We start from the raw sequence: 22,644 nt of genomic DNA on the forward strand, positions 1-22,644 counted from the left end.
CGTTCTACATTCTTCCTTTAACTGATATAGTAGTTATAGAACTCTTATCGTTTCGCTGACTCGCTTTCCCTCCCTCACCGCAATGAAAGCGGAAACACGCCCGCCGGGAATGCACCTCTGTCGCTACCAGGAAGATATAACTATGAAATTGCAGCAGTTGCGTTACATCGTCGAAGTGGTTAATCACAATCTTAATGTCTCATCGACCGCCGAAGGCTTATATACCTCGCAGCCAGGCATCAGTAAGCAAGTCCGTATGTTAGAAGATGAGCTGGGCGTGCAGATATTTGCGCGCAGTGGTAAGCATCTGACGCAAGTAACGCCTGCAGGTGAAGAGATTATCCGGATTGCGCGCGAAGTGCTGTCCAAAGTTGATGCGATTAAATCTGTTGCTGGTGAACACACCTGGCCAGATAAAGGCTCGCTGTATGTAGCAACTACCCATACGCAGGCACGTTATGCGCTGCCAGGCGTGATTAAAGGCTTTATTGAGCGCTATCCTCGCGTTTCTTTGCATATGCATCAGGGATCGCCGACGCAAATAGCTGAGGCGGTTTCAAAGGGCAATGCAGACTTTGCCATTGCCACAGAAGCGCTGCATCTGTATGACGATTTGATTATGCTGCCGTGCTATCACTGGAACCGCGCCATTGTGGTAACGCCAGATCATCCGTTGGCGGGTAAATCAAATGTGACGATAGAAGAGCTGGCGGATTTCCCGTTAGTGACTTACACATTTGGCTTTACAGGCCGTTCAGAATTGGACACCGCGTTTAATCGCGCCGGATTAACGCCACGCATCGTCTTCACCGCGACGGATGCTGACGTCATCAAGACGTACGTGCGTTTAGGCTTGGGCGTTGGCGTAATTGCCAGTATGGCGGTTGATCCGGTTGCAGACCCCGATTTGGTGCGTATAGAAGCTTCAGAAATTTTTACCAATAGTACGACCAAAATCGGCTTTAGACGTAGCACCTTCCTCCGCAGCTATATGTATGATTTCATTCAACGTTTCGCACCACACCTGACGCGTGATGTGGTGGATGCGGCGGTCGCATTGCGCTCTAATGAAGACATCGAAGCTATGTTCCGCGACATCAAGTTACCCTTCAAGTAAATTCCTAACTCATTCTTTTGCCAAGGTGTCCAGTGGGCACCTTCGGAATCCCTTAGCGCTTAGCGCCACGAGTACTTCAAAAAAAATCATTATTTTTTTGTAAATGAAACATGGGTCACATGTTTTTTCATTGTTATCTATTAAATGCGAATCAGTACACAATTTTTACGATGCTGCTTTGCAGCTCGCCAGGAATATTCCCATACTCTAGTTAAGAGTTGATGAGGAAGGGCTTTTTAACTGGCTTGGTAAATTAAACTCAAATTTAGATTGGATCTAATTTGCTGTTAACCCAAATTTACAATGTAACGTTTTAATTAATAGTTGTGTTGGTAATTAAATTTATCTCATCAATTTTTGGCGTTTTGATAAATAGCGTTAATCGTTGTGCTCAATAAAAATAACTGGATTTTCGGTCTTAACAAGTTTAGGATTCGTCCTAAATCTTAATCGTTGTCATCAATCGTTTTATTGAGAGTGATTATCAAAAACTATGAATACGAGAATAACTGTACAGCCGGGCTTCCGGACTAAAAGCACCAAAGTTGAGCGTACTGGTAATACCCGTCGCAAAGCTTGGATGACTGTCTTCGCTGCTTCAGCACTGTTCTGGGTAGTGGTGGCGTTAATGATTTGGCGTATGTGGGGTTAAGCCATGTGGGCAAATACACTCAGTCGTAAGCATCCGGTTTCTGCACGTCAGCCGCAAACGCCTGCGTGCAAAGTTAAAGACGTTGTATCCACTGAACCTCAGGTCATCATTCCGACTTCGTGGGAACTCAGCGAGAATCAGCGCAACTTTATTGAATCCTTCATGGATATGAAGTCGAAATAACGCAGCATGCGTTCCGTACTATATTTAGTCGTTTAGTCCCTCTTTTTGCCGGATTATCCGGTGGGCAAGTTAAAAGCCCGTCCTTTAACACTCAGCATTAAAAAAACGGTGTCATCAGTACAACGCTGAAGACGGTGGACTTTTTTTTGCCCGGAATCCGGGAGGGAGTGAATTATGAGCATCAATACAACGACATTATCCTGGGTGAGCGTTTATACCTTTTCCCTGGCTTTTTGGGCCGCCGCCTTCTGGGCGATGATTTAAGCCCAAACTCAAATTACACTGAATTCTATAAATGCCCTGACAAATGTCGGGGCATTTTTCATTGTGTCTTAATGTGTCTATTCGTGTTGTTATCAAAACGTTAACGGCAATGTAGTCTATCTTTAAGTTAAACCTTGCAGTCACTGAGGTTTAAAAAAGATTCACTTACATGGAGGCGCTATGTCGTTAACGTTACGCGAGCAGAGTCAGGACACGCTGGATGTTCGGGCAAAAAAATATCATTACTACAGCTTGCCCAAAGCAGCTCAGCAACTGGGCAATATCGATCGCTTGCCCAAGTCGATGAAAGTCCTGCTGGAAAACCTTTTACGCTGGCAGGATGGTTATTCTGTCACGCTTGAAGATATTGAAGCGCTGGTCGCCTGGCAAAAAGATGCTCACGCCGATCGTGAGATTGCCTATCGTCCCGCGCGTGTATTAATGCAAGATTTTACCGGCGTACCGGCGGTGGTAGATTTGGCTGCCATGCGCGAAGCGGTGAAACGCCTTGGCGGCGACGTCGCCAAAGTCAATCCCTTATCCCCGGTAGATCTGGTCATTGACCACTCTGTGACGGTGGATCATTTCGGTGATGACAAAGCCTTTGATGAAAATGTGCATCTCGAAATGGAGCGCAACCATGAGCGCTACGTTTTCCTGCGTTGGGGGCAAAAAGCCTTCAATCGATTCCGCGTAGTGCCGCCGGGCACCGGGATTTGTCATCAGGTCAATCTGGAATACCTCGGTAAATCTGTCTGGCATGAGACGCTGAATGGGCAAGAGGTTGCCTATCCCGACACATTGGTCGGCACCGATTCGCACACCACTATGATCAATGCGCTCGGCGTACTAGGTTGGGGCGTTGGAGGGATTGAGGCTGAAGCGGCGATGCTTGGTCAGCCGGTCTCGATGCTGATTCCTGACGTAGTCGGTTTCAAACTCACCGGTAAATTGCGTCCGGGCATTACCGCAACGGATTTGGTGTTAACTGTCACGCAAATGCTGCGCAAACATGGTGTTGTGGGTAAATTTGTAGAATTTTACGGTGACGGCTTAGCCGACCTGCCGCTTGCCGACCGCGCCACCATCGCCAACATGGCGCCTGAGTATGGTGCGACCTGCGGCTTTTTCCCTGTCGATGATGTCACCCTGAGTTATATGACGCTCACCGGCCGCGATGCGGAGCAGGTTGAACTGGTTGAGGCTTATGCTAAGCAACAAGGTATGTGGCGTAACGCGGGTGATGAGCCGGTGTTCACCAGCTCTTTAGCGCTGGATATGGGCGACGTTGAGTCCAGCCTGGCCGGACCAAAACGTCCGCAGGATCGTGTATCACTGGGTGATGTTCCCACCGCCTTTGATGCCAGCAATGAGCTGGAAGTCAATCAGGCGCAAAAACCGCACAAAACCGTCAGCTATCGCGATAGCGAAACCGGAGAAAGCTATCAGCTGAATGACGGTGCGGTCGTGATCTCGGCGATTACCTCCTGCACCAACACCTCGAATCCAAGCGTGCTGATGGCTGCCGGTTTACTGGCGAAGAAAGCCGTTGAACGCGGTCTGATGCGCAAGCCGTGGGTTAAAGCCTCGCTGGCACCCGGTTCCAAAGTGGTTTCTGACTACCTTGCTGTAGCCCAGCTCACGCCTTATCTGGACGAGTTAGGATTCAATCTGGTCGGTTACGGTTGTACTACTTGTATCGGTAACTCCGGTCCATTACCGGATGCGATCGAAAGCGCGATAAAAGAGGGCGATCTCACGGTTGCCGCTGTGCTTTCGGGTAACCGTAACTTCGAAGGCCGTATTCATCCGTTGATTAAAACCAACTGGCTGGCATCGCCGCCGCTAGTGGTTGCTTATGCCTTAGCGGGCAATATGAAGCTCAATCTGCAGTCCGATCCGCTCGGCCAGGATCGACAGGGCAACGATGTTTTCCTCAAGGATATCTGGCCTTCGCCGGAAGAGATTGCGGAAGCGGTGCAGAAAGTGACCAGCGATATGTTCCACAAAGAGTATGCCGAGGTGTTTGACGGCACGCCGGAGTGGCAGCAAATCAAAGTGAGCGAAGCGGCTACCTACGATTGGGATGGCGATTCGACCTACATTCGTCTGTCGCCATTCTTTGACGACATGGATAAAACGCCGAAGCCGGTGCAGGATATCAAAGGTGCGCGCATTCTGGCGATACTGGGTGATTCGGTAACCACCGACCACATTTCTCCAGCGGGGAGCATCAAAGCAGAAAGTCCAGCCGGACGCTATTTGCTGTCGCATGGCGTTGAGCGCACCGATTTCAACTCTTACGGTTCGCGTCGTGGTAACCACGAAGTAATGATGCGCGGCACCTTCGCTAATATCCGTATTCGTAACGAAATGGTGCCGGGTGTCGAGGGCGGTTATACCAAACACTTCCCGACTAACGAGCAGTTGGCGATTTACGATGCGGCGATGAAGTATCAGCAGGAAGGTGTGCCGTTAGCGGTGATTGCTGGTAAAGAGTACGGTTCAGGCTCAAGTCGGGACTGGGCAGCAAAAGGGCCGCGCTTACAGGGCGTGCGCGTGGTTATCTCCGAATCCTTCGAGCGTATTCACCGCTCAAACCTGATTGGTATGGGGATTCTGCCGCTCGAGTTTCCGGCTGGCGTGACGCGTAAAACGCTGCAGCTTACGGGTGAAGAATTTATAGATGTGGCAAACTTGTCGCAGCTTAAGCCGGGTGGCACGGTAACCGTAATTCTGACGCGCGCGGATGGCAGCCAGGAGACGCTGGAAACGCGCTGCCGTATCGATACGGGTAACGAGCTAACCTATTACCAGAACGACGGCATTTTGCATTATGTGATACGCAATATGCTGAACTAAAAGAAAAGCCGGGATTTCCCGGCTTTTTTTATCTGCTATAAAGACCGCTTACGACTTTGGCAACAGATGACCCATTTTTTCGGCTTTCGTATCGAGATAGTGCGCGTTTTTCGGGTTACGCCCGACAACCAATGGCACGCGTTCGACGATATTGATACCGGCTTCACTCAGGATTTCAACCTTGCGCGGATTGTTTGTCAGCAAGCGCACTTCATTGACGCCCAACAGTTTGAACATATCTGCACATAGCGTGAAGTCACGCTCATCAGCGGCGAAACCGAGCTGATGGTTGGCTTCGACCGTATCGTAGCCTTTATCCTGCAATGCATAAGCACGAATTTTATTCAGCAATCCGATGTTACGACCTTCCTGACGGTGATACATCAGAATGCCACGACCTTCTTCCGCAATCGCCGTTAACGCCGCTTCCAGCTGGAAGCCGCAGTCGCAGCGCAAGCTGAACAGGGCATCGCCGGTGAGACATTCGGAATGGACGCGCGCCAGCACCGGATTGTGATCGCTAATATCACCATAAACCAGCGCGACATGGTCGTGGCCGGTTGCCAGTTCTTCAAAACCAACCATCAGGAAATCTCCCCATGGCGTGGGCAGTTTGGCTTCTGCTACCCGTTTAAGCTGCATGTGACTCTCCAGAACCTTCAGAGGATGCGCTATCATCATGATAACGCACGGGCCATGTGGCCCGATGAAACTTACGCTATTGTGCCACAACCCGAACGGCTGCCGTTAATCGGTCAGAGTGATTGTAGTGATAAAGCACAATTATCCAAGCCGCAATAGGTATGTTATTCTTTTTTCAGCTAAAGTTATGCTTAACGCACCTGTTAATGCGGATCTAAAAGGAAGCGAATGTTAAAAATCATTCAGCGCACCACCTTAGGGGCGTTTTTATTGTTGTTGATGCCGTTGGGCGTATGGATATCTAACTGGCAATGGCAACCCGGGGAAAGCGGCAATCTACTTCGCGTGCTGTTTTGGATGACGGAAACCGTCACCAGTCCGTGGGGCATCCTCACCAGTATCATCCTCAGCGCCTGGGTGTTGTGGTGTTTACGCTTTCGGCTTAAACCCGCGATTCTGCTCATTCTTATCATGAATGGTGCGATTCTTGCTGGTCAGTACACCAAATCCTCAATCAAAGAGCATGTGCAGGAACCGCGCCCCTACGTCATCTGGCTGGAAAAAAGTCATGGCATTAACGGTGATGAGTTTTATCAGCTTCATCGACAGCAGCGCGGCGAAATGGTCTCAACTTTGCTGGCCAATGACACTGAGCTGCCGCAATGGCTGAAGAATCATTGGGCATTTGAAACCGGTTATGCGTTTCCTTCCGGGCATACCATGTTTGCCGCCAGCTGGGCGCTTTTAGCCATCGGCCTGTTATGGCCGCGCCGTCATTTTGCCACCGTTGCCGTATTATTCGTTTGGGCGACCGCGGTGATGGGCAGCCGTTTAGTGCTGGGTATGCACTGGCCGCGTGATTTAGTGATGGCAACGCTGATATCCTGGTTATTGGTGACCGTTGCTACGCTGCTGGCCCAGCGTTTTTGCGGCCCGCTCACCATTCCTCCAGAGGAACATCGTGAGATCGCGCAACGTGATGATGGATTGTAATCAGCCTATTCATCCCCATATGATTGATTGTGCTTGCAGAAAAAAGCGCTAACTGATGTGGGGATAAGCAGCATCGACGGCGGTTTTTTGGCATACTTCTATTGGATAACCTCTCGACAGGACGCATTGTGAAATATTTGCTTATTTTTCTCGTGGTATTGGTCATTTTCATCATCTCCGTCACGCTCGGAGCGCATAACGACCAAATCATCACCTTTAACTATCTGCTAGCGCAGGGCGAATTCCGCATTTCAACACTGCTCGCCAGCTTGTTTGGCGCTGGATTCCTGCTGGGATGGGCGATTTGCGGCCTGTTCTGGTTACGCTTACGTGTTTCTCTGGCAAATGCACAGCGTAAACTTAAACGTATGCAGGCACAGAATGAACAATCAACCGCAGTGACCCCATCACCAACTGCCAGTCGTCGGGATTAATTTTCGATGCTTGAATTGCTGTTTCTGCTTCTTCCTGTTGCTGCGGCGTATGGCTGGTATATGGGCCGCCGCAGTGCCCATCAGGATAAGCAACAGGAAGCGAACCGCCTGTCGCGCGATTATGTGACCGGCGTAAACTTCCTGCTCTCCAATCAACAGGACAAGGCGGTTGATCTCTTTCTCGACATGTTGAAAGAGGACAGCGGCACGGTTGAGGCGCATCTGACGCTTGGCAATCTGTTCCGTTCGCGTGGTGAAGTTGATCGCGCCATTCGCATTCACCAATCCCTAATGGAAAGTGCGTCGCTCAGCTACGAGCAGCGCTTGCTGGCAATCCAGCAACTCGGCCGCGATTACATGGCAGCCGGATTGTACGATCGTGCCGAAGATATGTTTGGGCAACTGGTGGAAGAGACCGATTTCCGTATTGGCGCGTTGCAGCAATTGTTGTTGATTCATCAGGCAACCAGCGACTGGCAAAAAGCCATCGATGTGGCGGAAAAGCTGGTTAAGCTCGGCAAAGACAAGCAGAAAGGGGAAATTGCCCATTTCTACTGTGAGCTGGCGTTGCAGGCTTTAAGCAGTGACGACCTTGATCGGGCGATGAGCTTGCTGAAGAAGGGCGAGTCAGCCGATCATCAAAGTGCGCGCGTCTCAATCATGATGGGCCGCATTTTGATGGAGCAGGGCGAGTACGCTAAAGCCGCCAGCCGACTGCAGCGCGTGCTGGAGCAGGACAAAGAGCTGGTGAGTGAAACGTTACCCATGCTGGAAACCTGCTACCAGCGCCTGAACCAATCCGAAAACTGGGCGCAATTTTTACAGCGTTGTGTCGACGAGAATACCGGCGCCGCAGCAGAGCTTTATCTATCTGATATTCTTGAGCAACAGCAGGGACCGGAAGCGGCACAGCTGTATATCAATCGTCAGCTTCAGCGTCATCCGACGATGCGTGTATTTCATCGTTTGATGGATTTCCACTTACACGAAGCGGAAGACGGACGTGCGAAAGAGAGCTTGATGGTGCTGCGCGATATGGTCGGCGAGCAGATCCGCACTAAGCCGCGATATCGCTGCCAGAAATGTGGCTTCACTGCCCATGCTTTGTACTGGCATTGCCCATCTTGTCGCGCCTGGTCTTCAGTTAAACCCATCCGTGGACTCGACGGCCAATAAATGGCCGCATCACTTTTCTGGTGACATCCATTTAGTTACAACATACTTTTAAGTTTGATTAAGAAACTGCCCTAGCATCGTGCAACCAGCAGTCAAACAGGTGAGTTCTGGCGGCAGCGTGATTGTCGGCACCGGCCTGCGCAGGTAGAATGCTTGCCGTTTGTCCATCGCGCCTGCGGGTGCCAGTTACTGAGGAAACGTTATGCCTGTAACCACTTCACCTATTCTGGTGGCACTCGACTATCATGATCTCAACAGCGCGCTGCAGTTTGTAGACCGCATCGATCCAGGCCAGTGTCGCCTGAAAGTGGGCAAAGAGATGTTCACGCTGTTTGGTCCATCGCTGGTGAAAACGCTGCAGGAACGTGGTTTTGAAGTGTTCCTCGATCTCAAGTTTCATGACATCCCGAACACCACCGCACATGCAGTCGCTGCAGCAGCCGATCTCGGCGTGTGGATGGTGAACGTGCACGCCAGCGGTGGCGCTCGCATGATGAACGCGGCACGTGAAGCGCTGGTGCCATTCGGCAACGATGCGCCGCTGCTGATTGCTGTCACCGTATTGACCAGCATGGATGAAGACGACCTCAAAGGTTTAGGCATTACCTTATCTCCAGCCGCGCAGGCTGAGCGGCTGGCACGTTTGACCCGCGATTGCGGCCTGCACGGCGTGGTTTGTTCGGCGCAGGAAGCCGCGCATTTTAAGCAGGTGATAGGTCAGGATTTCGCGCTGGTTACGCCAGGCATTCGTCCGGCCGGCAGCGATGCGGGCGATCAGCGCCGTATCATGACGCCGCAGCAGGCAAAACACGCCGGCGTGGATTATATGGTCATCGGGCGTCCGATCACCCAATCCACCGATCCGGCCGCCACGCTGCAGCAAATCCTGCAGAGTTTACAGGAGGCTTAATGGCTCAGGACAATCGATTGGTGTATTCGACCGATAGCGGTCGTATCACCCATGAAGAAGAGAAAGCGCCACGACCTAAAGGCGATGGCATCGTGCGTATTCAGCGTCAAACCAGTGGACGAAAAGGTAAGGGCGTGTGTCTGATTACCGGTGTCGATCTGGATGATAGTGCTCTCGAAAAACTGGCTGCTGAACTGAAGAAAAAGTGTGGTTGCGGTGGAGCAGTGAAAGAGGGCGTAATTGAGATTCAGGGCGATAAACGCGATTTGATAAAAACGCTGCTGGAAGCCAAAGGCATGAAAGTCAAGCTGGCGGGTGGTTAAGCAGTTCGGGCCACTTTTTAGGTGGCCCGTTGTTAAGTAGATGCGCTGCGTAGCCTGATAATTATAATTTATTTGCTGATCTGGTGGCCGATGATGCCGCCGACAGCTGCGCCACCAACGGTACCAAGTCCGCTACCGTTGGTCAGCACTGAACCACCAATGGCACCCGCACCCGCACCGATTGCGGTATTACGGTCGCGTTTAGACCAGTTAGAGCAGCCGCTCAGCGCGACAACTAGTGTTGTTGCCAATACGGCAGCAGTAAGACGTTTCATTGTTGTAGTCATTAACTTCTCCTTGATTGTTAACACCGTGGTAACCATATAAGTATAGATGTTACACCGCACTCGGCAGGGTAAAACGGTCCTAAAATGCGAGTTTGCAAGCCACTTCTTGTTTAATCATCAAAACCAACCCGCGCCACACATTTAACGCCTTAGCCACTTTCCGCAGCTTTTACAGCCGTTCCATCCATAACGCTTTTTCTCCCTGCTCCGCACAATTCAGCTATCACAGTTCGCAGGAGAAAAAAGATGCTGGAAGCGTTAAAGCAGCAGGTGCTGGAAGCCAATCTCGATTTACCCCGTTACAACCTGGTCACCTTTACCTGGGGCAACGTCAGTGCGGTGGACCGCGATCGGGGTTTACTGGTGATCAAGCCGTCGGGTGTGAAGTACGAGCAGATGCAGCGCGACGATATGGTGGTCGTCGATCTCGCCAGCGGCGAGGTGATAGAAGGGAAAATGCGCCCATCTTCGGATACCGCCACCCACCGCGCGCTCTATCTCGCCTGGCCAGAGATCGGCGGCATCGTGCATACGCACTCGCGCCATGCCACCATTTGGGCTCAGGCTGGACGTGAAATCATCGCGTTAGGCACCACGCACGCCGATGATTTTTACGGCACCATTCCCTGCACGCGGCAGATGAACCGCGAAGAGATTGAGCAGGGATACGAGTGGAATACCGGCCAGGTGATCATTGAAACTTTTGCGCAGCGCGGAATTGAACCAACGGCAATCCCCGCCGTGCTGGTGAACTCCCACGGCCCGTTTGCCTGGGGTAAAGACGCGCATGCTGCAGTACACAGCGCGGTGGTATTAGAAGAGGTGGCCTATATGGCATTGCATACCGAGCAGCTGCGCACTGAGTTACCGCCGATTTCGCAAACTTTGCTTGATCTGCACTACCTGCGTAAGCACGGTAAAAATGCCTGGTATGGGCAGAATTAAAGTCAATTCTGAAACATATACGCCTGCTGGCGTAATGCCAGTTAATTAAGCTAATGGTGAGCGCGCAGGCCGGGGGCACTTTTGGTCCGGTGGTCCTCGCGCCGCTTACGCGGTACCTTCACTTCGTTCGTCTGCCTGACGGACCGGCGGAGACGGGACGTCCTTGTCCCGGCTCCGCCTTTCGCCCGCGTCCTGCGGGCTCTCCTGGCCTCCTCGCTTCGTTCAGCGCTGCGGATTGCCGGCACAAAAGCGCCCCCGGCCTGCTCATAAGCTTCAGTGCGAGTTGTTGAAAAGGGCAGATGTGTCAGCGCCCGCAAAGATAATCCATCCTTACAGAAAAAACGCCTCCCGGCTCCTCTCTTTTAACTTCCAATCATCTGGTATGGCGATTCACGTCATAAATACAAAATGATCAATCAATAAAAATAAAACAGCGTTTCATAAATGCATTTGCGATCACTTTTTTCCTTTCTGCCAATCGTTATCTTGCTCGCCATGCCATCTGGCAATTCATAAAAACACCTCCCTCTGGCTCAGTTAAGGTGACCCCTTTATGCATATCAAACGTGCAATCGATAAAATTCCTGGCGGCATGATGCTGATTCCGCTGTTTTTGGGCGCGCTGTGCCATACGTTCTCTCCGGGCGCAGGTAAATACTTTGGTTCGTTCACCAATGGGTTGATGACCGGCACCGTCCCGATTCTTGCGGTGTGGTTCTTCTGCATGGGCGCATCTATCAAACTCAGCGCCACCGGCACAGTACTGCGTAAATCGGGCACGCTCGTGCTCACCAAGATTGCGGTGGCGTGGGTGGTCGCGGCGATTGCTTCACGTGTGATGCCGGAAAATGGCGTGGAAGTGGGCATGTTTGCCGGTCTCTCGACGCTGGCTTTAGTAGCGGCGATGGATATGACCAATGGCGGTTTATACGCATCCATCATGCAGCAATACGGTTCGAAAGAAGAGGCCGGTGCGTTTGTCTTGATGTCGCTGGAGTCCGGGCCGCTGATGACGATGGTGATTCTCGGCACCGCAGGCATTGCGTCGTTTGAGCCACATGTCTTCGTTGGCGCGGTACTGCCGTTTATCGTCGGGTTCGCGTTGGGTAATCTCGATCCCGAACTGCGCGAGTTCTTTGGCAAAGCGGTTCACACGCTGATTCCGTTCTTTGCTTTCGCGTTGGGTAATACCATTGATTTGACCGTCATCGCGCAAACTGGCCTGCTGGGCATTATGCTGGGTGTCGCAGTGATCATTGTCACCGGCATTCCGCTGATTATTGCCGATCGACTGATTGGCGGTGGCGATGGTACAGCGGGGATCGCGGCATCCAGCACTGCAGGCGCAGCGGTGGCCACGCCAGTGTTGATCGCCGAGATGCTGCCACAGTTTAAACCGGTAGCACCCGCCGCAACGGCGTTAGTCGCCACTTCGGTCATTGTCACCTCCGTCATTGTCCCCATCATCACCGCGGTTTATTCACGACGCGTTAAGCGTTCTCATGTTGCTGTGGGGCAACGCGCTGCCATCAAGTAAGCCCGCTAATGCTTCCCCGGCCGCTGGTCGGGGATATCTCTGGATTTTGCTTTATAAATCAATCTCTCATTTGGTCTGGCCTCACTCTGGATTACGCTGATGTGGCGTTTAACGCACTACATAAACATAAACAGAGGATGAGACAATGACAGTAATTAACCAACCAACATGCAGACTGTTCACCGAAGTTGGACAAACCACACAGCTCGCGGCCTACTATGAAGAGGGTCGCCGCACCATGTGGATGATGCTGCGTGCGCAACCCCGTCCAAGTTTTAACCACGAATTAATTGAGGAGATCATGAACCTGAGCTATTCCGCTCAACGTTCCGGTCTGCCGATTGATTTCTGGGTGACGGGTTCGTTAGTGCCACAGATGTTTAACGCCGGAGGCGATTTGCGTTTCTTTGTGGAATGCATTCGCAACAACCGTCGTGAAGCACTGCGCGCTTATGCGCGTGCCTGTGTCGACTGCATCCACTCCGCAGCGCGGGGTTTCGATACCGGTGCGGTTACGCTGGCAATGATTGAGGGCAGTGCGCTCGGCGGCGGCTTTGAAGCGGCGCTGGCACATCACTTCATTCTGGCGCAGAACAGCGCGCGCATGGGTTTCCCGGAGATCGCATTCAACCTGTTCCCGGGTATGGGCGGCTACTCGTTAGTGGCGCGTCGGTCTGGCATGAAGCTGGCCGAAGAGCTGATTATGGAAGGTGAGTCACATAGCGCGGAATGGTATGAAACGCGTGGATTGGTCGACAAGGTGTTCCAGCCGGGCGATGGTTATCGCACCACACGCACCTTCATCGATACGTTACGTCCAAAACTGAACGGCGTGCGGGCAATGCTGAAAGCGCGTCAACGCGTATTGCAGTTATCACGCGCTGAGCTGATGGATATCACGGAGGACTGGGTCGATTATGCCTTCACACTGGAACCTAAAGACATTGCTTACATGGAACGACTGGTACAACTGCAGAACCGTCATAGCGCATCCTTGCGCAAAGCCGGCTAATCTCGCAGACCAGCGTTAAACGCGGGCAGGATGCTTAGCCAGCCAATGCCCGAGCTGTTCTGCGGGCATTGGTTTTGCATAATAATAACCTTGACGCCCATCAACGCCGTTGGCCATAACAAACTTCTCTTCGGCTTTGGTTTCAATGCCCTCGGCAATCACCTGCAGCTTCAGGGCTTTGGCCACCGCGACAATCGCACGCACCAGCGACTGCGCCACGGGTTGTTTGTTGATATTACGTACAAAGCTCTGATCCAGCTTAATGGCATCAATCGGGACGCGCGCCAGTTGAGAAAGTGAGGAGTAACCGGTACCAAAGTCATCGAGATGCACTTGCGCACCCAGCTCCTGGAACTGTTTCATCAGCATCAGCGCACCGGCTTCATTCTCAATCAGACAGCTTTCCGTCAGTTCGATATCAATCGGACAATCGGTCAAACCGGCTTCATTCAATGCCTGTTTCAGATCGGTGTAAATGCTCTGGTCGATCAGCTGCTTAGCCGAGACGTTAACCGCGACGCGCAGAAAGATGCCTTCGCTGCGCCACTTAATGATCTGCTGCAGCACGTTGAGCATCACCCAGCGGCCCAAGGGCACAATCAAACCGGACTCTTCGGCGTAGGAGATAAAGTCGCCCGGCGGCACCAGACCGCGCTCCGGCGAGTTCCAGCGCACCAGCGCCTCGGCGCTCAGAACCTCGCCCTCGGCATTGAGCTTTGGTTGATAATGCACCACCAGATGATCCAGCTCGAGCGCTTTACGCAGGTTGGTATCGAGCCACAGATACTCAAACACGCGCTGATTCATCTCGTTAGCGAACACGCAGAACTTGCCGCGCCCATTCTCTTTGGCGTGATACATCGCGGTATCGGCGTTACGAATCAGGCTTTCGCGATCTTCGCCATGCAGCGGGGCGAGGGCGATACCAATCGAGCAGCCGCTGTAAACCTCAATCAGGCCAATGCGGAACGGCTGACGCAGCCGCTCAAGAATGCGCGACGCCATCGCTTCCAGCGCTGCCTGGCTGGTGTGTTCCGCCAGCACAACAAACTCATCGCCGCCAAGGCGCGCCAGCGTCTGGTCTTTGCCAAGGCAGCTGAGGATGGCTAACGACACCGCTTGCAGCAGCTGATCGCCAAACATATGGCCGTAAGCGTCGTTCACCTTCTTAAAATTGTCTAAATCGAGGTACACCACGCCAGTTTGACTGCCATTCGCCAGCTCCAGTGCCAGACTAATCTGCTGATGGATCGCGTTGCGATTGGGTAAGCCGGTGACGGTATCGGTATTGGCCAGCACGCGCAGACGTTCCTGAGCGCGGCGTTCTTCGGTTATGTCGGTTCCGGAACAGATGAGGAAAATTTCATTTTTTCCGCTACCGCTGTGAACGAACTTATTACGAAACAGAAACAGTCGCTGGCCTTTACGGGTTTTTATCCAGCGTTCAACTTCGTAAGAACTGCCTTCACGGAAGAAACCGGCGATATTACGGCGTGATGCCTGCGCTTCCTGCTTGGTCATAAACAGCTGGAATACGTTGCGGCCAATCACTTCCTGCTCTTTCAGCCCGGTGTACTCTTCACTCAAACGGTTGAAACGCTGGATATTGCCGCGTTGATCGAGGATCACGATGACGGAATTCGCCTCAGAAACCACTTGCTCGGCGAAGGATAAACCCAGCGTCAAATCGCGCGCGACAGACGACGTATCGCCCCAGGCTGAAGAGGTGCCAGCCCAGGTAGATTGATTGACTTTACGGCCGACAAAATGCATCGGAACGGGTTCGCCATGCAGCGACAGCGTGAGGTTAATACTTGAGGTAATGACCGTCATCGCACGTAATAAACTGGCCTGTGCGGGAGTCAGCGGAACCGCCATATTGGTGTTCGCGTTCTCATCTTCGGCAAAATGCAGAGCATCACTATCTGAAGTTAAACGCCAATGAGGGCTGGTGGTGCCAAACAAGGTATATAGCAATGTTTGCCCTTGTTCATCGGTCATGGAAACTTCCTCCGGGGGAATGCTCAGCGGGCGGTATCTCATTATTTTAGCAACAGTATTCAACCTCCTGCGTCAGCACAAGATGCAATCCAAATATATTTTTGTTTTTATTAAAGAATGGCACGAAAAAGCCCCGACAAGCGGGGCTGATCTCTGTTAGCAAGGGCACTTACCCAGTTTTCCGGCCTGGCTGGGAAAGCGGGCATCGAGGCAGTGACGGTGAAAAGCACGCTCATCCATGGGGGCGATGGTTGGATGATGTTCGCGCATATGCTTCAGATAAGTTTGATAGTCATGAACGCCGACCATTAAACGAAAACTTTGCTGCAATCCCTGCCAGATGCGCTGCCAGCGCGTAAGATTTTGCCCAGCCGTGGCGGGTGCGATTGGTAAGCACTGCTGAATGTGCCACGCCCCGGTGGGTTTTCTCCAGTGATAAATGAACTCAGACATTTCGCACCTCTTTGCGCAGTGAGATCTCAGATTCATGGGTGGTTGGCACCGTGCTGTTGAGCGCCCGACGAATCACGAAGAAGGCCGCCACCAGCATGGTCACCGCCACCAGCATGAAGAAGGCGCACAGGGCCGCGTTAATTTGATTGCTGAAGACGATGGTTTGCATGTCAGCGACACTCTTCGCCGGGGCGATGACGATGCCGTCATCAATGCCTTTGCGGAACTTGTTGGCCTGCGCCAGGAAACCAATCGAAGGTTTTTCGTGGAAAATCTTCTGCCAGCCCGCGGTCATCGAGGTAATAAACAGCCAGGCGGTTGGAACAATTGTCACCCACGCATAACGCTGCTTCTTCATTTTGAACAACACCACGGTGCCGAGAATCAGCGCCATTGACGCCAGCATCTGGTTGCCGATACCAAACAGCGGCCACAGCGTATTGATGCCGCCGAGCGGATCGACCACGCCCTGATACACAAAGAAGCCCCAGCCCGCCACCGCGACGGTGGTTCCCGCCATGTTGCCCAACCATGAACGGTTATTCGCCATCGACGGTACCACGGTGCCCACCAGATCCTGCACCATAAAGCGACAGGCGCGGGTGCCGGCATCCACAGCGGTCAGGATAAACAGCGCTTCAAACAAGATGGCGAAGTGATACCAGAACGCCATCATGGCGCGGCTGTTAAACACTTCGGTAATGATATGCGCCATGCCGACCGCAAAGGTTGGTGCACCACCAGCACGCGAAAGAATGGTGCTTTCGCCGACGTCGCGCGCAATGCCGCTCAGCATCTCGGGCGTCACCACGAACCCCCAGCCATTAATCACCTGCGACGCATTTTCCACCGTGGTGCCAATCAGCGCGGCAGGGGTGTTCATGGCGAAGTAGACGCCCGGATCGAGCACCGAGGCACAGATCAGCGCCATGATTGCCACAAAGGATTCCATCAGCATCGCGCCGTAGCCGATAAAGCGGATATGACTTTCGCGCTCCACCAGTTTCGGCGTGGTACCGCTGGAAACCAGCGCATGGAAACCTGAAATGGCGCCACAGGCGATGGTGATAAACAGGAACGGGAACAGCGCACCGGAGAAGACCGGCCCGGTGCCATCAATAAATTTGGTCACTGCGGGCATCTTCATCTCGGGCATGGCAAACACGATGCCGATGGCCAGACCGATGATCACGCCAATTTTCAGGAAGGTGGAGAGATAATCACGCGGCGCCAGCAGCAGCCACACCGGCAGCGAAGAGGCGACAAACCCGTAGATCACCAGCACCCACGTCAGCTCGGTGCCTTTCAGCGTGAACAGCGGGCCCCAATAGGGATCAGCCGCTACATTGCCGCCGTAAATAATCGCCGCCATCATCAGCACGAAGCCAATGATCGACACTTCCGCGATTTTTCCCGGACGCAGGAAGCGCATATACACGCCCATAAACAAGGCAATCGGAATGGTTGCGGCAATGGTGAACAAGCCCCACGGACTGTTGGCCAGCGCCTTCACCACCACCAGCGCCAGCGCGGAGAGGATGATGATCATCACGCCCAGTGCGCCGAGCATGGTGACCACGCCAGCGAACGAGCCTAGCTCCTGACGCGCCATCTCACCCAGCGAGCGGCCATCACGACGCGTTGAGATAAACAGGATCAGGAAATCCTGCACCGCACCAGCAAACATCACGCCAACCAAAATCCAGATGGTGCCAGGCAGGAAGCCCATTTGCGCCGCAAGGATCGGACCGACCAGCGGGCCCGCACCGGCAATCGCTGCAAAATGGTGGCCGAATAGCACCCATTTATTGGTCGGCACATAATCGAGGCCGTCACTTAAGCGCTCCGCCGGCGTGCGACGGCGATCGTCCAGTTCGAAAATACGCTTAGCGATAAACAGGCTGTAAAAGCGATAGGCAATGCTGTAGCAGGCGACGGAGGCAATCACCAGCCACACCGCGTTGACGTGTTCGCCACGGCTGAGGGCCAGCATGGCAAATGCGCCCGCGCCAATTAACGCCACCGCTAACCAGATGAGACTGGTTTTGACGTTGTTCATGAGTTAACTCCTTGTAGGGACCGGGAAAAGAGGCGATCGAATACAACAAGTTAAAAGTAATGTAATGAATTGTTAACGACAGACAAAGGCATTAGAAATGTGAAGCGGAAAGCAAATTTAACATTTGCTAAAGCGGGCGGAGAGAAATGCGGGATAACGGCTGTTATCCCGCGAGTTTTCATGCTCAGGCGGCCGGACGCGCGACCACGCTGCGGGTTTCCATACGCACTTCGGCGATGGTCACGTCGATGATGTCAGTGACACGGTAAGCGACTTCACCTTTAATCTGCACGGTGCCGCTTTCCTGCGAGCACACCAGCTCATCACGCACCGCGTGGATGAACGGCGCAGGAATGAAGGCTACCGCGCCATTCTCCAGCAGACGAACGCGCATGCCGCCGCGAGACACGTCGATGATCTCGGCGCTGAACTTGCGATCGGTAGCGGCAAACGGTGCGAGGAAGCGTGCGTACAACCAGTCACCGACATCGCGCTCGGCCATACGGTTCAGGCGACGACGTTCGCTCATGATGGTTGTCAGCTCATCCTGCGGACGGCCAGTGCTTTCGCCGCGCACGATCGCTTTCAGCAAGCGATGGTTGATCATGTCGCCGAACTTACGAATCGGCGAAGTCCAGGTCGCGTACGCGTCGAGGCCAAGACCAAAGTGCGGGCCCGGTTCGGTGCCGACTTCTGCAAACGACTGGAAGCGACGAATGCGGCTATCCAGATACTGGGTTGGCTGCGCATCGAGTTGACGACGCAGCTGGCGGAAGCCTTCCAGCGTGGTAATCGCCTGCGGATCCACGGTGATGCCATGACCCGCCAGCACGCCAGCGGCCTGCTCAGCGTTGGCCAGATCGAAACCGGTGTGCAGGTTATAGATACCGAAACCCAGCTTCTCCTGCAGCACTTTGGCGGCACAGACGTTGGCCAGAATCATCGACTCTTCAACGATGCGATTGGCGATGCGACGTGGCTCGGAGATGATATCCAGCACTTCGCCTTTCTCGCCCAACACGAAGCGGTAGTCCGGACGATCTTTAAACACCAGCGCGTGGGTTTGACGCCACTCACTGCGCGCCAGGCAAACCTGATGCAGCAGGCGAATCTGCTGAGCAATGGCGTCGTTTTCAGGCTGCCAGCTGCCGCTGTTTTCCAGCCAATCGGAAACTTCGTCATAAACCAGCTTGGCTTTCGACTCAATCCACGCAGCAAAGAAATGCACGTCATCAGCCAGGCTGCCATCTTTCAGCACGGTAACGCGGCATGCCAGCGCGGGACGACGCTCGTTCGGACGCAGGGAACAGACGTCGTCAGAGAGTTCGCGCGGCAGCATTGGTATGTTGAAGCCCGGCAGATAGTTGGTGAACGCGCGTTTCGACGCCAGCTTATCCAGCTCGCTGCCTTCTGCCACGTAAGCGGTTGGATCAGCGATAGCGATGGTCAGGATCAGATTGCCGTCGGCAGCCTCTTCCACGTACAGCGCATCATCCATATCCTGGGTGCTGGCGCTGTCGATGGTGACGAAGTTCAGTGCGGTCAAATCTTCACGCTGCAGATTTTCGTCGAGCATCTCACCAAAACCGACGTCCGGAGCCTGACGTTCGAGGTTATGGCGCGACAACGTTACCCACCACGGCGCGAGGTGATCGTCCGCAGTGACAATGAATTCGGTCAGTTCAGCATAGAAACCGCGATCGCCTTTCAGTGGGTGACGACGCATCTCTGCTACCGCCCAATCGCCGTTCTGGAAGTCGTGGGTCACGCCACGTTCGGCGCGGCACTGAATCGCCTCTTTCAGCAGCGGATGATCCGGCACAATTGACAGGCGATCGTCTTTCTTCTGCACGCGGCCGACAAAGCGGGTCAGGAACGGCTCAACCAGGGTTTCCGGCTCGGCACTCTCGCGGTCTTTATCGGTGTGGATCACGGCTGAAATACGGTCGCCGTGCATCACTTTCTTCATCTGCGGTGGCGGAATGAAGTAGCTTTTCTGGGCATCAACTTCGAGGAAGCCAAAGCCTTTTTCCGTACCTTTAACAACACCTTCGACGCGCGGAGTCTGCGCGTGAAGCTTCTCTTTAAGCTGCGCGAGCAGCGGATTATCCTGGAACATAATTTATATAGTTTCGTGGCCTAAGAGCGGCTGACAGTTTTACGCGAATCGGGTCCGCGCGGCAAGGCCAAAACAGGCTAAAAAGCCGCTTTACGCGGCTTTTTACCTTCTGATAACGCTTTGGTCAGGCGATACGTTGTGACGGTGTGGCGGCGCTTAATGCCAGCTTCACCGGCACCGATTTTGAGGTCGGCGTACCGCTGCCGTCGCCAAAACTCGAGAGCGGCACCAGCGGGTTGGTTTCCGGATAATACGCCGCGAGGTTACCGGGCGGAATGTTATACGGCACCAGCTTGAAACCGCTGACGCGACGGGTTAAACCGTCATTCCATAGCGTTTCGATATCCACCAACTGGCCTTCAGTGAAGCCCAACGACGTCATATCATCCGGATGGATAAACACCACTTCGCGCTGACCGTACACGCCACGATAACGGTCATCGAGGCCGTAAATCGTGGTGTTGTACTGATCGTGTGAACGCAGGGTTTGCAGCGTGAACGGCACCGCGACATCGCCCAACTGCGGGAACAGCGACGTTGGCAGGGCGGCGGCGCTGAACTCAGCACGTTTGCTTGGCGTATTGAAGCGCAGCTCGGCGGCAGCGCTACCCAGGTAGAAACCGCCCGGAATGTCGCACTTGTTATTGAAATCAGCAAAGCCGGGAATCGTGGCGGCGATGTGATCGCGAATCAGATCGTAATTGCCTGCCATCGCCAGCCAGTCGATTTTATCGCTGCCTAATGTCGCATGGGCGATGCCAGCCACAATCGCGGTTTCAGAGCGCTGCGTCTCCGCCAATGGAATGCCGACGCCTTCTGAGGCGTGCACCATGCTGAACGAGTCTTCCACGGTAATGTACTGATTACCGCTTGCCTGACGATCGCGTTCGGTACGGCCCAGCGTTGGCAGAATCAGCCCTTCGCGGCCCGGCACCAAATGGCTGCGATTGAGTTTGGTGCTGATGTGCACGGTCAAACCGCAATGCTGCAACGCTTCTTCGGTGACCGGTGAATCCGGTGCGGCCGCCGCGAGGTTGCCGCCCAGCGCAATCAGCACTTTCACTTCGTCACGCAGCATCGCGTTCAGCGCTTCAACGGTGTTGTGACCATGCTCGCGCGGGGGTTCGAAATCAAAGTGCGCGCCGAGTGCATCGAGGAACGGCTTGCCCGGCTTCTCATCGATGCCCATGGTGCGGTTGCCCTGCACATTACTGTGGCCGCGCACCGGACACAGGCCTGCGCCTTTCTTGCCCAACTGACCAAACAGCAGCTGCAGGTTGGTGATCTCGCGAACGGTATCCACCGAGTGTTTATGCTGAGTAATGCCCATCGCCCAGGTGACAATCACGCGTTCAGCACTTTGATAGATCGCCGCCGCCTCACGAATCTGCACTTCGCTGAGACCGGATTGGCGCACGATATCGTCCCAGCGGGTGTTATCAACGGCGGCAAGATACGCGTCAATGCCATGAGTGTTGGCATCGATAAACGCCTGATCGAAAATGCCTTCTTCACCGGCAGCTAAACGTGCACGCTGTAGCTCAAGCAGGGCTTTCACCATGCCGCGCACCGCCGCCATATCGCCGCCCAGATTAGGTTGGTAATAGGCGGAACTGATGGTGCCCGCCATCGACGTGACAATCTCCAGCGGCTTTTGCGGATCGGCAAAACGCTCGAGGCCGCGCTCGCGCAGCGTGTTAAAGGTGACGATTTTCGCGCCGTGATCGGCCGCGTGCCGCAGGCTGTGCAGCATGCGCGGATGGTTGGTACCCGGATTCTGACCCAACACGAAAATCGCGTCGGCGTGATCAAAATCGTCCAGACGAATGGTGCCTTTACCCACGCCGATGCTGCGTTTCAGGCCGGTGCCGCTGGCTTCGTGGCACATGTTCGAGCAGTCGGGGAAGTTGTTGGTGCCCATCACACGGCCAAACAGCTGATAAAGCCAGGATGCTTCATTGCTGGCGCGGCCGGAGGTGTAAAGCTCCATTTGATTTGGATGATCCATCGCCTTCAAATGGCGAGCAATCAAGGCTAACGCATCGTCCCAGCTGATCTGTTCGTAGTGGTCGGTCTCGCTGTTGTAGCGCATCGGATGGGTCAAGCGTCCCTGATACTCAAGGAAGTAATCGCTCTGCTGGTAAAGGGTGCTGACGCTGTGCTGGGCAAAAAATTCCGGCGCAACCACACGACGCGTGGCTTCCCACGTCACCGCTTTTGCTCCGTTTTCACAGAAGCTGAAGGTGCTTTTGTTGTCATCGCCCCATGCGCAACCTGGGCAGTCGAAACCGCGCGCTTTGTTCATGCGCATCAGGTTTCGCAGGTTTTTCAGGGCAGCTTTACTATCAAGGACAAAACGGGTGGTGGCTTCCAATGAACCCCAGCCGCCCGCAGCAGCGCGATAGGGTTGAATCTTACGTTTAAATTTCATAGTTGCAGGCTTATTTGTTTATGAGTTGTTATCAGAATATGTCTTCTGTTAGCGGGAAGTGTGCGACTCTCCTTAAAAGTTGTCTAATTGATTGGTTTAATGGTGCGATAGGCGGCGTTTATCGTGAAACGCGCGTAAAGCGTGACCTAAGTCAAACTTTCCCGGCTGTTAAGGGGCGGCAGTTACGTGCTGCTGAGATAACTGACTAATAATTGCTCTTTCCATTCTGAAAAGGGCACGCAGC

19 protein-coding genes are annotated in these 22,644 nt (G+C 53.6%); 12 read left to right on the top strand and 7 right to left on the bottom strand.

Features of this window, described 5'->3' with window-relative positions:
- Positions 1–142 precede the first annotated feature (142 nt).
- The 4 genes from cysB (at position 143) to acnA (ending at position 5,078) form a co-directional block, all read left to right on the top strand.
- Complete coding sequence (gene cysB / locus K5Y30_RS01785; RefSeq protein ID WP_064738814.1) at positions 143–1,117, top strand: HTH-type transcriptional regulator CysB; 975 nt, start codon at positions 143–145, stop codon at positions 1,115–1,117.
- 493 nt (positions 1,118–1,610) lie between these two features.
- The gene (locus tag K5Y30_RS01790; protein ID WP_071531660.1) at positions 1,611–1,769 is read left to right on the top strand and encodes a YmiA family putative membrane protein; all 159 of its coding nucleotides are present in this window, start codon (positions 1,611–1,613) and stop codon (positions 1,767–1,769) included.
- 3 nt (positions 1,770–1,772) lie between these two features.
- Positions 1,773–1,952 carry a hypothetical protein gene (locus tag K5Y30_RS01795; RefSeq protein WP_222210348.1) on the top strand — a complete coding sequence of 60 codons (180 nt, stop codon included), beginning with the start codon at positions 1,773–1,775 and terminating at the stop codon, positions 1,950–1,952.
- Between the two features lie 444 nt (positions 1,953–2,396).
- A complete protein-coding gene (gene acnA, locus K5Y30_RS01800; protein WP_222210349.1) occupies positions 2,397–5,078 on the top strand; it encodes an aconitate hydratase AcnA in 2,682 nt (893 codons plus the stop codon).
- Positions 5,079–5,126: 48 nt separating this feature from the next.
- On the opposite strand, the gene ribA is transcribed toward acnA, so the two are convergent.
- Positions 5,127–5,720 carry a GTP cyclohydrolase II gene (ribA, locus tag K5Y30_RS01805; RefSeq protein WP_097097212.1) on the bottom strand — a complete coding sequence of 198 codons (594 nt, stop codon included), beginning with the start codon at positions 5,718–5,720 and terminating at the stop codon, positions 5,127–5,129.
- A 228-nt stretch (positions 5,721–5,948) separates the two neighbouring features.
- Between ribA and pgpB the strand changes: the two genes are divergently transcribed.
- The 5 genes from pgpB (at position 5,949) to yciH (ending at position 9,556) form a co-directional block, all read left to right on the top strand.
- Positions 5,949–6,713: a phosphatidylglycerophosphatase B gene (pgpB, locus tag K5Y30_RS01810; RefSeq protein ID WP_222210350.1), complete on the top strand. Its 765-nt coding sequence runs from the start codon at positions 5,949–5,951 to the stop codon at positions 6,711–6,713.
- Between the two features lie 128 nt (positions 6,714–6,841).
- A complete protein-coding gene (locus K5Y30_RS01815) occupies positions 6,842–7,147 on the top strand; it encodes a LapA family protein (RefSeq protein WP_137385878.1) in 306 nt (101 codons plus the stop codon).
- Between the two features lie 6 nt (positions 7,148–7,153).
- Entirely contained in the window at positions 7,154–8,323 is a 1,170-nt protein-coding gene (gene lapB, locus K5Y30_RS01820; protein ID WP_222210351.1) for a lipopolysaccharide assembly protein LapB, read from the top strand.
- A 202-nt stretch (positions 8,324–8,525) separates the two neighbouring features.
- Positions 8,526–9,233 carry an orotidine-5'-phosphate decarboxylase gene (pyrF, locus tag K5Y30_RS01825; RefSeq protein ID WP_222210352.1) on the top strand — a complete coding sequence of 236 codons (708 nt, stop codon included), beginning with the start codon at positions 8,526–8,528 and terminating at the stop codon, positions 9,231–9,233.
- Positions 9,233–9,556 (top strand): stress response translation initiation inhibitor YciH, encoded by a 324-nt coding sequence (yciH, locus tag K5Y30_RS01830; RefSeq protein ID WP_110866244.1) that lies wholly within the window; start codon positions 9,233–9,235, stop codon positions 9,554–9,556. The genes pyrF and yciH overlap by 1 nt, the downstream gene beginning before the upstream one ends.
- Positions 9,557–9,624: 68 nt before the next feature.
- On the opposite strand, the gene osmB is transcribed toward yciH, so the two are convergent.
- Positions 9,625–9,843, bottom strand: coding sequence for an osmotically-inducible lipoprotein OsmB (osmB, locus tag K5Y30_RS01835; RefSeq protein ID WP_008106509.1), 219 nt, complete (start codon positions 9,841–9,843; stop codon positions 9,625–9,627).
- 246 nt (positions 9,844–10,089) lie between these two features.
- Here osmB and araD point away from each other — a divergent pair, with 246 nt between their 5' ends.
- From araD to K5Y30_RS01850, 3 genes are all read left to right on the top strand, one after another.
- On the top strand, positions 10,090–10,788 hold the full coding sequence (gene araD, locus K5Y30_RS01840; protein WP_222182237.1) for an L-ribulose-5-phosphate 4-epimerase: 699 nt from the start codon (positions 10,090–10,092) through the stop codon (positions 10,786–10,788).
- Between the two features lie 553 nt (positions 10,789–11,341).
- Entirely contained in the window at positions 11,342–12,325 is a 984-nt protein-coding gene (gene kdgT, locus K5Y30_RS01845) for a 2-keto-3-deoxygluconate transporter (protein ID WP_007892437.1), read from the top strand.
- Positions 12,326–12,470: 145 nt separating this feature from the next.
- The gene (locus K5Y30_RS01850) at positions 12,471–13,337 is read left to right on the top strand and encodes a crotonase/enoyl-CoA hydratase family protein (RefSeq protein WP_007892438.1); all 867 of its coding nucleotides are present in this window, start codon (positions 12,471–12,473) and stop codon (positions 13,335–13,337) included.
- Positions 13,338–13,352: 15 nt separating this feature from the next.
- On the opposite strand, the gene pdeR is transcribed toward K5Y30_RS01850, so the two are convergent.
- The 5 genes from pdeR to K5Y30_RS01875 form a co-directional block, all read right to left on the bottom strand.
- Entirely contained in the window at positions 13,353–15,338 is a 1,986-nt protein-coding gene (pdeR, locus tag K5Y30_RS01855; RefSeq protein WP_222182236.1) for a cyclic di-GMP phosphodiesterase, read from the bottom strand.
- 156 nt (positions 15,339–15,494) lie between these two features.
- Complete coding sequence (locus K5Y30_RS01860; RefSeq protein WP_222182234.1) at positions 15,495–15,791, bottom strand: YbdD/YjiX family protein; 297 nt, start codon at positions 15,789–15,791, stop codon at positions 15,495–15,497.
- Entirely contained in the window at positions 15,784–17,850 is a 2,067-nt protein-coding gene (locus tag K5Y30_RS01865; protein ID WP_222210353.1) for a carbon starvation CstA family protein, read from the bottom strand. The genes K5Y30_RS01860 and K5Y30_RS01865 overlap by 8 nt, the downstream gene beginning before the upstream one ends.
- A gap of 184 nt (positions 17,851–18,034) precedes the next feature.
- Positions 18,035–19,969, bottom strand: coding sequence for an exoribonuclease II (locus K5Y30_RS01870; protein ID WP_222210354.1), 1,935 nt, complete (start codon positions 19,967–19,969; stop codon positions 18,035–18,037).
- Between the two features lie 124 nt (positions 19,970–20,093).
- Positions 20,094–22,400 carry an FdhF/YdeP family oxidoreductase gene (locus K5Y30_RS01875; RefSeq protein WP_222210355.1) on the bottom strand — a complete coding sequence of 769 codons (2,307 nt, stop codon included), beginning with the start codon at positions 22,398–22,400 and terminating at the stop codon, positions 20,094–20,096.
- Positions 22,401–22,644: the final 244 nt, after the last annotated feature.

It is taken from the genome of Pantoea sp. DY-5, from assembly GCF_019795955.1.
Classification (GTDB): domain Bacteria; phylum Pseudomonadota; class Gammaproteobacteria; order Enterobacterales; family Enterobacteriaceae; genus Pantoea; species Pantoea leporis.

What these genes read in the sequence shown, in the direction of transcription:
- pyrF (WP_222210352.1), top strand. Translation starts at nt 8,526, where the DNA reads ATGCCTGTAACCACTTCACCTATTCTGGTGGCACTCGACTATCATGAT.
- araD (WP_222182237.1), top strand. Translation starts at nt 10,090, where the DNA reads ATGCTGGAAGCGTTAAAGCAGCAGGTGCTGGAAGCCAATCTCGATTTA.
- kdgT (WP_007892437.1), top strand. Translation starts at nt 11,342, where the DNA reads ATGCATATCAAACGTGCAATCGATAAAATTCCTGGCGGCATGATGCTG.
- cysB (WP_064738814.1), top strand. Translation starts at nt 143, where the DNA reads ATGAAATTGCAGCAGTTGCGTTACATCGTCGAAGTGGTTAATCACAAT.
- pdeR (WP_222182236.1), bottom strand. Translation starts at nt 15,338, where the DNA reads ATGACCGATGAACAAGGGCAAACATTGCTATATACCTTGTTTGGCACC.
- acnA (WP_222210349.1), top strand. Translation starts at nt 2,397, where the DNA reads ATGTCGTTAACGTTACGCGAGCAGAGTCAGGACACGCTGGATGTTCGG.
- lapB (WP_222210351.1), top strand. Translation starts at nt 7,154, where the DNA reads ATGCTTGAATTGCTGTTTCTGCTTCTTCCTGTTGCTGCGGCGTATGGC.
- K5Y30_RS01875 (WP_222210355.1), bottom strand. Translation starts at nt 22,400, where the DNA reads ATGAAATTTAAACGTAAGATTCAACCCTATCGCGCTGCTGCGGGCGGC.
- yciH (WP_110866244.1), top strand. Translation starts at nt 9,233, where the DNA reads ATGGCTCAGGACAATCGATTGGTGTATTCGACCGATAGCGGTCGTATC.
- K5Y30_RS01795 (WP_222210348.1), top strand. Translation starts at nt 1,773, where the DNA reads ATGTGGGCAAATACACTCAGTCGTAAGCATCCGGTTTCTGCACGTCAG.
- osmB (WP_008106509.1), bottom strand. Translation starts at nt 9,843, where the DNA reads ATGACTACAACAATGAAACGTCTTACTGCTGCCGTATTGGCAACAACA.
- K5Y30_RS01850 (WP_007892438.1), top strand. Translation starts at nt 12,471, where the DNA reads ATGACAGTAATTAACCAACCAACATGCAGACTGTTCACCGAAGTTGGA.
- ribA (WP_097097212.1), bottom strand. Translation starts at nt 5,720, where the DNA reads ATGCAGCTTAAACGGGTAGCAGAAGCCAAACTGCCCACGCCATGGGGA.
- K5Y30_RS01790 (WP_071531660.1), top strand. Translation starts at nt 1,611, where the DNA reads ATGAATACGAGAATAACTGTACAGCCGGGCTTCCGGACTAAAAGCACC.
- K5Y30_RS01865 (WP_222210353.1), bottom strand. Translation starts at nt 17,850, where the DNA reads ATGAACAACGTCAAAACCAGTCTCATCTGGTTAGCGGTGGCGTTAATT.
- K5Y30_RS01870 (WP_222210354.1), bottom strand. Translation starts at nt 19,969, where the DNA reads ATGTTCCAGGATAATCCGCTGCTCGCGCAGCTTAAAGAGAAGCTTCAC.
- pgpB (WP_222210350.1), top strand. Translation starts at nt 5,949, where the DNA reads ATGTTAAAAATCATTCAGCGCACCACCTTAGGGGCGTTTTTATTGTTG.
- K5Y30_RS01860 (WP_222182234.1), bottom strand. Translation starts at nt 15,791, where the DNA reads ATGTCTGAGTTCATTTATCACTGGAGAAAACCCACCGGGGCGTGGCAC.